Consider the following 12717-nt stretch of genomic DNA (forward strand, 5'->3'; position numbering starts at 1 on the left):
CCCCACTGAATGGAAAAAGCCGGGCTAGGCCCGGCTTCCATTCGCGTCAGCGACGATTCAAGGGCGAGCTTCAACCTCAGCTTCTACGCGACGGTTGATGGCGCGGCCTTCGGCAGTCGAGTTGTCGGCGACCGGACGGGATTCACCATAGCCAACCGAGTCGACACGGTTTGGCTCCAGACCGAACTGATTGACCAGCACGTCACGCACGGCATTGGCGCGGCGCTCGGACAGACGCTGGTTATAAGCATCGGTACCCACCGAGTCGGTGTGGCCTTCAACGACTGTCGTGGTTTGGTTGTATTGCTTCATGAAATCGGCCAGGTCCTTGATGTCGGCCATGCTGTCCTGCTTCACCTGCGCGCGATCGAAATCGAACTTGACGTCCAGCTCGACCCGAACAGGTTCGGCCATCGGCTCCGGTTCCGGCTCGGCGGTCGGCACGGGTTCGACCGTTTCCACCACTGCGACCGTTTCCTGCTCAGTACCGTTGGCCCAGCAATAAGCCGCGGCCATACCACCACCGATCAACGCACCGTATCCGGCATAGGTGCTGCTCTCTATGGCGCCCAGCGCCGCACCGGTGACACCACCGGCGGCCGCACAGGTGGGCCAATCCTGCTTTTGCACCCCTGCACAGCCAGCCAGGACGGTGGTCATTACAATCACGGGTACTGCTGTCCGTAAGCTACTCATTGGTTGAACCTCCTAATGTGGGATTGGCCAGAGCGCCATGCGGACGGCATTAGCGACTCCAGTTGTAACGAGACTAGGACGGCACGCGCCGCCGCGCTAGTCTTTAGGCTTCGACTGATGCGCAAGTTGCTGTTCTGCGACCCGCACTGCCTACCTCGAGGATCCCGGCTTGGCTGCATCCCGCTCCGCCCAAACCCCACAGCAAGCGCTAGCCGCCTTGCTCGAACACGATGCCCCCGCGCGCCTGTTGCATGTAGGTTCCGGCGACATGCCCGCAGTACAGGCTTTCAGCCGTAGCCATGAAAACTGCCACGTCGAACGCGCACCGACCGGGCCGCTGTCCGCAGACCTGGCTGGGCGTCGGTACGACCTGGCCCTCATCGCCGATTGCCTGGAGCACATGCCGAAACGTGAAGGACTGCAATTGCTCGGCGGCATACGCAATCTCAATGCCAGCCGTATCGCGGTGCTGGTCGATCTGGCGGCATGCGACTGGCAAGCCACCGACTTCTTCGCGCTAGCACTGCAGATCAGCGCTCGCTTCGAGCGTGACGAACAGACCTTGACCCTCTTCACCTACGACCTGCTCGCCTACAAGCAGGTTCCGGATTGGCTGAACGCGAAATACTGGGCCAATCCACAAATGTTCGGCAAATACTGGTGGTGAACCCATGACATCGCAGGAACCAGGACACGATACAAGTTGCCCTTGCGGCAGTGGCGACTCACTGGGCGAGTGCTGCGGTCGCTACCACGAAGGGCATCCGGCGCCGAGCGCGGAACGGTTGATGCGGTCACGCTACAGTGCCTACGTACTCGGCCTTATCGACTACCTCAAAGCCACCACTTTGCCCGTCCAGCAAGCATCGTTGGACTTGCAATCAATGCAAGAGTGGAGCGCCACCAGCGTCTGGCTGGGCCTCGAAGTCGAGGACAGTCAGTTACTCGGCGGCCAACCGGAGCATGCGCGGGTCAGCTTTACCGCGCGCTGGCACGATGGGAATGGAGAGCACGTACAGCACGAGCGGTCGGCCTTCGTGCAACACGACGGGAAATGGTACTTCATCGATCCGACCGTACCCTTGAAGTCCGGCCGTAATGATCCCTGCCCCTGCGGGAGCGGACAGAAATTCAAGAAGTGTTGCGCCGCTTACCTGTGACGCCGACACCGAACGAAAAAAAGGCCGCACAAGCGCATCGCGCTGGCCGGCCTTTCACATTCGCGGGGGTTATTTCTCGACGAATGCGCGCTCGATCAGATAGTGGCCAGGGTCGCCCATACGCGGCGAAGCCTTGAGACCGAAGCTGTCCAGCACTTCACTGGTCTCGGCCAGCATGCTCGGGCTGCCGCAGATCATCGCACGGTCGTCTTCGGGATTGATCGGCGGGAGGCCGATATCGCTGAACAGCTTGCCGCTGCGCATCAGGTCGGTCAGGCGGCCCTGGTTTTCGAAGGGCTCGCGGGTTACCGTCGGATAGTAGATCAGCTTTTCCTTCAGGGCCTCGCCGAAGAACTCGTTCTGTGGCAGATGCCCGGTGATGAATTCCCGGTAAGCCACCTCGTTGACGTAGCGCACACCATGGACCAGAACGACCTTGTCGAACCGCTCGTAGGTTTCCGGGTCCTGGATCACGCTCATGAACGGCGCCAGCCCGGTCCCGGTGCTGAGCAGATACAGATGCTTGCCCGGCAACAGGTCGCCCAAAACCAGCGTGCCGGTCGGCTTGCGGCTGATCATCAGCGAGTCGCCTTCCTTGAGGTGCTGCAAACGCGACGTCAGCGGACCATCGGGCACCTTGATGCTGAAGAACTCCAAATGCTCTTCATAGTTGGGGCTGGCAATGCTGTACGCACGCATCAGTGGCCGACCTTCGACTTCCAGGCCAATCATCACGAATTGGCCATTCTCAAAGCGCAGGCCCGGATTACGGGTGGTTTTGAAGCTGAACAGCGTGTCGTTCCAATGATGAACACTGAGGACTCGCTCGACGTTCAGGTTGCTCATTTAGGAAATTCCCCTTCTCGCGCGCATCGGCGCTGAACATTTGCGACAGTTTAACGGCCTCGTTAATATTCGCTAAACGAATATTAACGATATAGCTTATCGGTCATATAGATATGCATTTTACGCTGCGTCAGCTTCAAGTGTTCGTCTCCGTTGCCCGCCAGGAAAGCGTTTCCCGCGCGGCCCAGAGCCTGGCGCTATCTCAATCGGCGACCAGCACGTCGCTGGCCGAACTGGAGCGCCAGTCTGGTTGCCAGTTGTTCGACCGCGCCGGCAAACGTCTCTGGTTAAACGCCCTGGGCCGCCAGTTGCTACCGCAAGCGGTCAGCCTGCTCGACCAGGCCAAGGCCATAGAAGACCTGCTTGCCGGCAAGACCGGATTCGGCTCACTCAGCGTCGGCGCGACATTGACGGTCGGTAATTATCTGGCGACGCTGCTGATTGGCAGCTTCATGCAACGCCATCCCGACTGCCGGGTGAAGCTGCATGTGCAAAACACTGCGCATATTGTCCAGCAGATCGCGCAACACGAACTTGATCTAGGTCTGATCGAAGGCGACTGTCAGCACCCCGACATCGAGGTGTCGCCTTGGGTCGAGGATGAATTGGTGGTGTTTTGCGCGCCGCAGCATGCCTTGGCGCAGCGCGGTCAGGTGAGCCTGGATGAACTCTCGCGAGAAGCCTGGATACTCCGGGAGCAGGGCTCGGGGACACGCCTGACGTTCGACCACGCCATGCGCCACCATCCCGCCAAGCTCAACATCCGGCTCGAGCTGGAGCATACCGAGGCCATCAAACGAGCCGTTGAATCAGGCCTGGGGATCGGTTGCATCTCTCGCCTGGCCCTGCGCGATGCCTTCCGACGGGGCAGCCTGGTTGCGGTGGAAACCCCTGAACTGGATCTGACCCGGCAGTTTTATTTCATCTGGCACTCGCTGAAATACCAGACAGCGGCAATGCGTGAGTTCATCGAGCAATGCCGGGCGCTGACCGCCGGGGTGCGCCGCAGCGACGAGATCGTGCTGCCCACCATCGCCTAATGCGCGCGAACTCACAGATTGGCAAATGGATAGGCTATCGGGGCAGGAGCAACTGCAAGCCCATCGACGTGCGGCAGCATATGACGCCCGGCATCAACTGCTAGGAATCGACTCCATCTGCTGGAGCAGTAATGCGGCCTGGGTCCGGGTGCGAACGCCCAGCTTGCGGAAGATCGCGGTCACGTGCGCCTTGATGGTCGCCTCGGAAACGTTCAGCTCGTAGGCAATCTGTTTGTTCAGCAGGCCATCGCAGACCATCGTCAAGACCCGGAACTGTTGTGGCGTAAGGCTGGCAAGCCCTTCACTGGCAGCCTTGGCTTCGGGGCTGACGTGCGCAACGTCCTGAACATTGCTCGGCCACCAGACGTCACCATCGAGGACGACGCGCACGGCCTGCTGAATGATTTCCAGCGAGCTGGACTTGGGAATGAAACCACTGGCACCGAATTCCCGGGAGCGCGCCACGACCGCAGCATCTTCCTGAGCGGAAATCATCACTACCGGCAACTGCGGATACTGACCGCGCAGCAAAACCAGTCCTGAAAATCCATAGGCGCCTGGCATGTTCAAATCCAGGAGCACCAGATCCCATGCCGAGGTCCGGGTCAGCTGGGCTTCCAATTCAGCGATGCTTGCCGCCTCGGACAACCTCACGTCGTCGCCCAAGCCAAGCGTCAGCGCTTGCTGAAGGGCGCTGCGAAACAGAGGATGATCATCGGCGATGAGGATTTCGTAAGCAGCCATGGCAGACCTATAGTTTTTTTATTGGCGCTTTCACCGGACCGGCGCCGGAGGGTCGGCAGCGGGCCGGCATGGACCCGGATTTGCTCGGGGATTGACCGGCGTGATGATATCGCGCCACCACCGGAAATTCGATCACCGCCGAACATTTAATCCGTCCAGCGGGCGCACACTGGCTTGAAGCAGTGGCCAAGCGCATCGGTTTGAGGCAAAGTTCGAGGCTTTCCCTGACGAGCTAGAACATGCGTAACCAAGCCCTTCGCGCCGATTTTCTGATGCTCATAACGGCCATGATCTGGGGCAGCGCTTTCGTCGCGCAGCGGGTCGGGATGGATAACATCGGTCCGCTGCTGTTCACCGGCCTGCGCTTCGCATTGGGCGCCATCGTTCTGCTGCCCCTATTGATCTATCAGGGTCGTGGTGCGGCCCGGCACGAACCCTTCCTACAGCGAGGCTTGCTGCTCGGCGGCATCTGCATGGGGCTGGCGCTGACGCTGGGCATCAATCTGCAGCAAGTTGGGCTGCTGTTCACCAGTGTCACCAATTCCGGATTCATCACCGGTCTGTACGTGATCGTGGTGCCGCTGCTGGGGCTGATCATCGGCCAGAAGACCGGCCTGGGTACCTGGCTGGGCGCAATCCTGGCGGTGGCCGGCATGGCGATGCTCAGCATCGACGAGAACTTTCAGGTCGCCTCCGGTGATTGGATCCAGCTAGCCGGTGCGTTCGTGTGGGGCGTGCACGTATTGCTGGTGAGTTTCTTCGTCAGTCGGCACGACGCCATTCGCCTGGCTTTCCTGCAATTCACCACCTGCGCGGTTGTCAGCCTGGCGCTGGGCGCCGTTTTCGAAGAGACCACCCTGGACAATATCCGCCTGGCAGCGCCGGCCCTGATTTATGGCGGCATGTTCGCCGTGGGCGTGGGCTACACGCTGCAGGTCGTGGCCCAGAAGCATGCCATTGCCTCGCACGCGGCCATCATCCTCTCGCTCGAGGCGGTGTTCGCCGCCATCGCCGGCGCATTGTTTCTGGATGAGAACCTCAGCCTGCGCGGATACGCCGGCTGCGCGCTGATGTTCACCGGCATGCTCGCCGCACAGCTCTGGCCGCGCAAAGCCTCGCCAGTCCCGATCGACACCGAGATTCCACAAACCGCTCGGCATTGACCCCTCGGCCTACGAAGGCCGACGTAACGCCTCCAGGGAGAGGTGGGTCGCATCGGTCAGATCAGGGCTACGGTGCTGCTTGGCCGCCAGATAATGATCGGTGAACGCGTCGAGCCATGTGTCCAGCGCCTCGGCGGCCGGCCCATCACCGGCCAACGCCAGGCACAACGCGGCCACTTCAGCCGTGCACAGGTGCTCGCTGCGGGTCGAACGGCGCAGGCGATACCGCGACAGCACGTCGGCCTGCAGGCTGAGCACCGGCAGGCGGTTCAGATAGGGACTCTTGCGAAACATCTTTCGCGCTTCGGTCCAGGTCGCATCCAGCAGGATGAACAGTGGCCGCTTGCCGGCTACGACCTGCACATCGCTGACCACTCGCTCGGGTTCGGCATATTCGCCCGGAAACACCACCACCGGCTGATACCGGGGGTCGGCAAGCAACTCCAGCAGTGCCGGCTCCACGCCTGTCCGCCGCCAGGTAAACGCATGGGTATCGGCGACGACGTCTGCAATCAGCCAACCGGTGTTGCTCGGCTTCAGTGGCTCGATGTCGTGCATGATCAGGCAGACCGCGCTGTCTGCCGCCACCTGTGGGAGCCAATCACAAAGGCAGTGGCTGCGAGGAACACGACAACGTCCACAACGGGTCGTGCGCGATCCTCTCGCGATAAAGGGCTTGGCACTGCGGGCCAGGCGCTCCTCGCGTAAACGGGCTACGGCATGGGGCATGGGAATGCATCGATGAATACGGGCGGATCAGCAGTCTATCAGGCCGCGTGCCATCGAGCCCCGCTGAACCGTACCGACGGGCACCGGTCGAACGACGGCAGTCACCAGGAGATCACCATGCACCGTCTTACTACACTTTTCACGCTCTGCCTCGCCCTGCCGTTTGCTCATGCCGCTTCGGCGCAGGATTCGACACTCGGCCCTCTGCTGGAGAAGGTTGCCCGCGAAAGTAGCGTAGGCACGCCGCGCGCGATCAATTCCGATCTCCTCGACGAAGGTTACAGCGTCGATGGCAACGAGCTGGTCAACCACCTGAGCGTCCAGCCCCGCCATGCCGCGCAGATGCGCGACAACCCTAAGCAGGTCCGCACGCAGCTGGCCGCAAGCGTCTGCAACAACGACGGTCTGCGCCAGCTCATGAGCCAGGGGGCGGTGCTGCGCTTCGAATTCAGCGAATACCAGAGTAAAAAGCCGATCACCACCGAACGGTACCGCGCCAGCGATTGCTGAAACCCGTCAAACAGGGCAGCGTCTTGCTGCCCTTGATAACCGGGCCTAGCGCAAGACGCGCGGATCACCCTTGCCGGCCACCGCGGCGGCTTCGTCCGGTTTGAGCAGCGCCGTGCGCGGCACGTCGAGCAAGCGAGCACAGGCCGCCAACACATTCGCCCAGGATGCCCGATTGGCGAATTGCATGCCCTCCACGTCCAGCGTACCGCCGCGATTGCGGTAGCCCAGTACCGAATTGCGCCGTGCGTCCGGCAGGATGGGCCAGAGATGCCCGCGCGCGACCTCGGGCCGCATGTGAGTGAGCAGCACGCGCAACTCCATCCGTTCCGGGAACAGCCGCTCGGCCACGCCATCCGCCGCGAGCGCATCGATCTCCCAGCGGTCACGCGGTGCCCGGAAACGCCCAGGTTCTTGCAGATACACCAGCCGATAGGCCAGGCCCGCCTCCTTCAAGCGCACCGCGGCGCGCTGCATTTCGGTCAGCTGATAGCTGCCGTTGGCAATCAGCAGAACGGCGTCGTTACCCGGGCTTTCCTCGACAACGATGGCGCCATCCCGGGCCAATTGCTCAGCCTGGTCCTGGCTGAATATCGCGGGTCGCTCACGCTTGGGCATGACCATGCACGCCAGGCTGCCGCGGGCACTGTAGATCGAAGGCAGCAGCGCCAACGCGCTGTTATGGTCGGCCGGAAACAGCACTCTGACCATGTCGCTCATTTCGCCCAGCAGTGCTTCGCAAAAGGTGGTGTCCTGGTGCGACTGCTGGTTCTTGCCGTTCTCCCAGGTGTGCGAAGTGGCGATGAGGGGCCAGCCGAGCCAGCCGGCCGGGCGCCCGACTTCTTTCTGTTGGCGAGCGAAGATCAGCGTCTGACGTACGGCGCCTAGCATCTTCACGCAGAAGGCTTCGTAGCTGGCGACCAGATTCAGTCCGGCCTGATTGGCCAGGCATGCCGAGACCACTGCCTCTTCGTTCAGCGCCGTGATGATCTTGCCATCCACCGCCTCGAGCTCGCTCTCCGGCTCGACCACACGGTGCTTGAGCGCGGCGAGCACGCCACCAAGGCGGTTGCTCGCCAGCTCGTCGGGATTACCAACCCGAGGGCGCAGGGCCGGGTTGGCGAGGGTCAGCTCGGTGAAAAATTCGTCCACCGCGGCCATCGGTGAGCAGGCCTCGTCCTGATACCGGAGCGGCGGCATCTCCGGCGCTGCGGGACGTCTCGAAGCCAGTGGATTGTCTCGCTCCGCCGAACGTCCGTGACGGGACTGTCGCATCAGCGCGCGAGCCGCTTCGAGCGCCTCCTGGGGCACGAATAGAGCGCCAGCATGGGCGTTGAACAATTCACGCGAGGCCTCATCGAACCGCGGATTGCCGGGCAACGGCAAGTTGTGTGCGGCATTGCTGCCCGCGCCGTAGAAACCGAATCCCTTGACCGTCTCGGCAATGGCATAGGGAATCGGCAGCGGGTAGCTGAGGATACCGCGCTGTTTTTCCTCGATGCGGCGGTCGTAGCGCTGTACCATTTCCCACAGCACACAAACGAAGGCCGCCGGATCCCGGCCGTCGAAGGTGATCGGATCGAAGCCGCAGCGGCTCAGATGCTGGCGAAACCCCTCGAGCCCTTCATGGGTGCCGAGTTGAGTCCGCTGCTCGATGCGCCGGCCATTGGCGATCATCACCGGCAGCGCCACCCCGCAATCCTCGGCGCGCCACCAGCGCGGCATCCAGTCACTGCCCCGCTGCTCTTCGGCGGCGCCGTCGGACAGGAAGGCCACCAGCGTCTCGCCCGGCAACGGCAAATGGGCATACTGCAATTCCGCAAAGCCGAGATAGCCGCCTTCGGCCATGCCGCCGCCGGTGTGTGCGTTGACGTGGCTGCCCAGTGGCGCGGACGGACTTCCATCGGGGGCTTGGTGATAGCCATAGAAATCTTCCAGCAGTCGATTGATTCCCACCTCGCCGCCACCGTAAACCTGCGCCTGCTCGACTGACTGGTTGTCGGTGAGCAGGTTCAACGCTTCGATCGCCGCAACGCAATGACCTTGCCCCATCAGCCACCCACGCGTGCTGCCCGTCAACGCATTCAGCGCGAGATAGCCGGCATAGGCCGGGACCATGTTCAGCGAGCCTCCGGTATGCCCCTCGGGAGTCAGCTTGAAGTCGTCGGCAGCAAGCGCCGAACCATCGAGCCGAGCCCGACGCGCATACGTCATGTGCACCACCAGCCAGAGCCCCGCCGAACCCAGCCGATCGATGGCCTGCAAGAGGCGATAGACACTGGCCAGGTCCGGTTGCAGCTGCGCCTGCACCAGCTGATGCGCCAGGCGAAATACCGCGGCCTGCGTTTCCGGTGCGTGGACGAACGGGCCATAGCCGGTCCGCCAACGGGCGAATTCGGGTTGCGTCTCGGCGTGATTGTCCAGTTCGGCAAGACTGGGCAGTAGCTGGGTCATGGAGCGCTCCGGTGAGTGGCGAATGGCATTAGTCTAGACAGCGCCGGAGAAGCTATCGCTGATATGCATCAAGATGCACAGACGAGTGCCCGTGCATGCTGGACTCATCCGTACAGAAGGAACTCCTCATGGCTTTGCTCAGTTTTCTCGGTGCAATTCAACAGGTCACCGGCTCGTGCTATTTGCTCGAAACCCATGACGGGGTACGTGTGCTGCTCGACTGCGGCATGTATCAGGGGCGGCGCGCAGAGGAAGAGAGCAATCGGGCAGGCTTCAGCTTCGACCCGAAAAACCTCGACGCGGTGATACTGTCCCATGCGCATATCGACCACAGCGGCTTATTGCCCAAGCTGGTGGCGGCAGGCTTCACCGGGCCGATCCACGCCACCGAAGCGACCTGCAAACTGGTCGAACTGATGCTGCTCGACTCGGCCAACATCCAGGAAAAGGACGCCGAGTGGGAGAACAAATGGCGCGCGCGCCTGGGCAAGCCGGCGATCAAACCGCTCTATACCCGAGTCGACACCGAGCGCATGCTGGGCCAGCGCCAGGCGCATGCCTATGGTGAAGCCTTCGAAGCCGCACCAGGCATCACCGTGACCTTCTTCGATGCCGGGCATATCCTCGGCTCGGCCATCGTCCAGCTGGACGTCGAAGACTTCGGACGCAAGCGCCGCCTGGTGTTCTCCGGCGACCTCGGCAACAGCTGTTCCCCGCTAATGCATCAACCCACCCCGCTGAGCGAAGCCGACGTGGTCTTGATGGAATCGACCTACGGCGATCGGGATCACCGCGATCACCAGGCCACGATTGAAGAGCTGGCCGAGATCCTTCAGCAGGCGCATCGTGACGGTGGCAACGTGCTGATGCCGTCGTTTGCGGTGGGCCGCACCCAGGACCTGATCTACTATCTCGGCCTTCTCTACCAGCAGGGACGTGTTCCCCAGCAGATGGTGTTCCTCGACAGCCCGATGGCCATCGGCGCCAACGCCATCTACTCGTTGTTTCATCAGCAGCTGGACCTTCCGCCAGGATTGGCCGAAAGCGGCGGCAAAAAAAGCATAGAGCAATGGCTGCCGATCTTTCGCAGCACACCGACGCCCGAAGAGTCGATGGCGATCAATCGTTTCAAGAGCGGCGCCATCATCATCGCCGGCAGCGGAATGTGTACAGGCGGCCGCATACTGCATCACTTCAAGCACAACCTCTGGCGCAAGGAATGCCACTTGATCATTCCGGGCTTCCAGGCTAGCGGCACACTGGGCCGGGCGATCGTCGATGGCGCGACCACGGTCAAGCTGATGCACCAGCGAATTGCCGTTAATGCGCAGGTGCATACGCTGGGTGGTTTCTCGGCACATGCGGGGCAATCACAGCTGCTCGAATGGGTAAGCCACTTCCAATCCCGTCCCGAGCTCTTCCTCGTGCACGGCGAGCTGGAAAAGATGCAGGCGCTGCAGCAGGCATTGAATGACCGCCTCGATTGGAAGGCCAACATCCCGGAACCTGGCGACCGCATCGCCCTCTGATGACCGGGAAAAACGTTGCAATGCCAAGCGACCTTGAAAACGCCTGTCGACGGACTTGAAGTACGCTTGCCGCGCACCGCCGTCTCGGTGGTACGCGGCTGCTACGCTCAAAGCAGGTCTCGCGGAGTTTCCAGTCGACCTTGAACGCCGCCTACGAATACCCGCAATCCTGAGACGGCACCTCATAGCGGCCAACAAGCGGTACCGCATCCAAAAGCAAAGGGGGACGTTGTATGCCGTTCGATCCGGACGACTACCTATCGCGGCACTTCAGTACCAGCGGTACGGAGCTTTCGAAGAAACTCGATGAGTTAGTGGCACTGGTCGTTCCGCCCGCCAGTCAGAATCTGCCGCTCTACCGTGAGATGCTGGTGACCGTCATGCGCATGGCCCAGGCGGATCGAAACCGCTGGGATGCCAAGATACTGCTACAGACCATGCGTGAGATGGAGCACGCCTTCAGTCGACTCGACCAATTCAAACGCCGCCGCAAGGTGACTGTGTTCGGTTCGGCACGTACGCCGATCGAACACCCACTCTACGGCCTGGCGCGCGAACTCGGGGAAACGCTGGCTCGCTACGACCTGATGGTCATCACCGGTGCCGGAGGCGGCATCATGGCGGCCGCGCATGAAGGCGCCGGCACCGACAACAGCATCGGACTGAACATCACCCTGCCCTTCGAGCAGCATGCCAATTCGACGGTCGATGGCACCGATCACCTGCTGTCGTTTCACTTCTTCTTCGTGCGCAAACTGTTCTTCATCAAGGAAGCCGACGCTCTGGTGCTATGCCCTGGAGGGTTTGGCACGCTGGATGAAACGCTGGAAGTGCTGACACTCATACAGACCGGCAAAAGCCCGCTGGTACCGGTCGTATTGCTGGACGAACCCAACGGCTCGTTCTGGGCGGATGCACTGAGCTTCATGCGCCGCCAACTCGAAGGCAATCGCTATATCCTGCCCACCGACATGCGCCTGATGCGCTTGGTCGACAACGCCGAAGATGCCGCGGCAGAGATCAGCAGGTTCTACAGCAACTTCCATTCGAGCCGCTGGATGAAAGACCGCTTCATCATGCGCATGAACCATACGCTGACCAGCGCTGCGCTGGAGGCGTTGAACGACGCATTCGCGGATCTATGCCTGAAAGGCCGTTTCGAGCAGCAAGCCTGCTGCGAAACGGAGCGGGACGAACCGGAGCTGCAACAGCTGCCGCGGCTGAGCTTTGTGTTCAATGGGCGCGATCATGGTCGGCTGCGCGAACTCACCGACTTCATCAATGATCCCGAACATTGGGTGCGCTAGCGGAGCGGAACGTTGACGCGAACCGAACGCATGGTCGGCCCCGAAAGCGTTGAAGCTGGGTTGGCAAACGACCCGTCAATCGACCGAGCCGCCTCGCAGCAACCGGCCGATCATGTCCAGGGGATAACCGCGATAACTGAGGAAGCGAGCCTGCCGGGCCTTTTCCCGCTGGTCGTTCGGCAGCTCGCCGGCAAACTTGCGCTTCCAGACATCATGCAGCTGCAGGCCCCAGTCGAAGCCACTATCACGCAGTGCCTGTTCGATATCGTCACGGGCCAAACCGCGCTGGGACAGCTCCTCGCGAATGCGCAAGGGGCCGTATCCCGCGTTGGCGCGCATGCGCACAAAGCTCTCCAGATAGCGTGATTCGCTGAGAAGCCCTTCCTCGGCCAGCCGATCCAGCACGGGATCGATGAGCTCCGAGGAAGCACCGCGCGACCGCAACTTGCGACTCAACTCGATGCGACCATGCTCGCGACGAGCCAGCAGGTCCATGGCTGCCCGCCGCACCGCGGCGGGGCTATCGAGCACGACCGGCATAT

13 protein-coding genes are annotated in these 12717 nt (G+C 61.7%); 7 read left to right on the forward strand and 6 right to left on the reverse strand.

All coding sequences use genetic code 11. The annotated features are described in order from the left end of the window. Window positions 1-57: 57 nt before the first annotated feature. Window positions 58-660, reverse strand: a complete 603-nt coding sequence (locus tag KCX70_RS23420; RefSeq protein ID WP_021206607.1) for an OmpA family protein — start codon at window positions 658-660, stop codon at window positions 58-60. Between the two features lie 205 nt (window positions 661-865). Between KCX70_RS23420 and KCX70_RS15705 the strand changes: the two genes are divergently transcribed. Further along, on the forward strand, window positions 866-1363 hold the full coding sequence (locus KCX70_RS15705) for a DUF6231 family protein (RefSeq protein WP_021206608.1): 498 nt from the start codon (window positions 866-868) through the stop codon (window positions 1361-1363). Window positions 1364-1367: 4 nt separating this feature from the next. Then, window positions 1368-1856, forward strand: a complete 489-nt coding sequence (locus tag KCX70_RS15710) for a YchJ family protein (RefSeq protein WP_212618095.1) — start codon at window positions 1368-1370, stop codon at window positions 1854-1856. A 69-nt stretch (window positions 1857-1925) separates the two neighbouring features. Here KCX70_RS15710 and fpr read toward each other — a convergent pair whose 3' ends face one another. Next, a complete protein-coding gene (gene fpr, locus KCX70_RS15715; protein ID WP_021206610.1) occupies window positions 1926-2702 on the reverse strand; it encodes a ferredoxin-NADP reductase in 777 nt (258 codons plus the stop codon). A gap of 113 nt (window positions 2703-2815) precedes the next feature. Here fpr and KCX70_RS15720 point away from each other — a divergent pair, with 113 nt between their 5' ends. Further along, a complete protein-coding gene (locus KCX70_RS15720; protein WP_021206611.1) occupies window positions 2816-3742 on the forward strand; it encodes a LysR family transcriptional regulator in 927 nt (308 codons plus the stop codon). A gap of 93 nt (window positions 3743-3835) precedes the next feature. Here the strand turns inward: KCX70_RS15720 and erdR are convergent, their stop codons facing one another. Beyond that, complete coding sequence (gene erdR / locus KCX70_RS15725) at window positions 3836-4486, reverse strand: response regulator transcription factor ErdR (RefSeq protein ID WP_021206612.1); 651 nt, start codon at window positions 4484-4486, stop codon at window positions 3836-3838. Window positions 4487-4725: 239 nt separating this feature from the next. Here erdR and KCX70_RS15730 point away from each other — a divergent pair, with 239 nt between their 5' ends. Then, window positions 4726-5649, forward strand: coding sequence for a DMT family transporter (locus KCX70_RS15730; RefSeq protein ID WP_021206614.1), 924 nt, complete (start codon window positions 4726-4728; stop codon window positions 5647-5649). A gap of 9 nt (window positions 5650-5658) precedes the next feature. Here KCX70_RS15730 and KCX70_RS15735 read toward each other — a convergent pair whose 3' ends face one another. Then, window positions 5659-6378, reverse strand: a complete 720-nt coding sequence (locus KCX70_RS15735; RefSeq protein WP_021206615.1) for a tRNA-uridine aminocarboxypropyltransferase — start codon at window positions 6376-6378, stop codon at window positions 5659-5661. Between the two features lie 117 nt (window positions 6379-6495). On the opposite strand from KCX70_RS15735, the gene KCX70_RS15740 reads away from it, so the two are divergent. Continuing rightward, window positions 6496-6888 carry a PA3611 family quorum-sensing-regulated virulence factor gene (locus KCX70_RS15740; RefSeq protein ID WP_021206616.1) on the forward strand — a complete coding sequence of 131 codons (393 nt, stop codon included), beginning with the start codon at window positions 6496-6498 and terminating at the stop codon, window positions 6886-6888. Window positions 6889-6933: 45 nt separating this feature from the next. Here KCX70_RS15740 and KCX70_RS15745 read toward each other — a convergent pair whose 3' ends face one another. Further along, window positions 6934-9339, reverse strand: a complete 2406-nt coding sequence (locus KCX70_RS15745) for a xylulose 5-phosphate 3-epimerase (protein WP_212618096.1) — start codon at window positions 9337-9339, stop codon at window positions 6934-6936. A 128-nt stretch (window positions 9340-9467) separates the two neighbouring features. On the opposite strand from KCX70_RS15745, the gene KCX70_RS15750 reads away from it, so the two are divergent. Both KCX70_RS15750 and KCX70_RS15755 read left to right on the forward strand, forming a co-directional pair. Next, window positions 9468-10868, forward strand: a complete 1401-nt coding sequence (locus KCX70_RS15750; protein WP_212618097.1) for an MBL fold metallo-hydrolase RNA specificity domain-containing protein — start codon at window positions 9468-9470, stop codon at window positions 10866-10868. A gap of 233 nt (window positions 10869-11101) precedes the next feature. Further along, window positions 11102-12175, forward strand: a complete 1074-nt coding sequence (locus tag KCX70_RS15755; RefSeq protein ID WP_212618098.1) for an LOG family protein — start codon at window positions 11102-11104, stop codon at window positions 12173-12175. Window positions 12176-12250: 75 nt separating this feature from the next. Here KCX70_RS15755 and recX read toward each other — a convergent pair whose 3' ends face one another. Continuing rightward, window positions 12251-12715, reverse strand: a complete 465-nt coding sequence (gene recX / locus KCX70_RS15760) for a recombination regulator RecX (RefSeq protein WP_212618099.1) — start codon at window positions 12713-12715, stop codon at window positions 12251-12253. Window positions 12716-12717: the final 2 nt, after the last annotated feature.

Origin of the sequence: Stutzerimonas stutzeri (genome assembly GCF_018138085.1) — a bacterium.
GTDB classification, from domain to species: Bacteria; Pseudomonadota; Gammaproteobacteria; order Pseudomonadales; family Pseudomonadaceae; genus Stutzerimonas; species Stutzerimonas stutzeri_AI.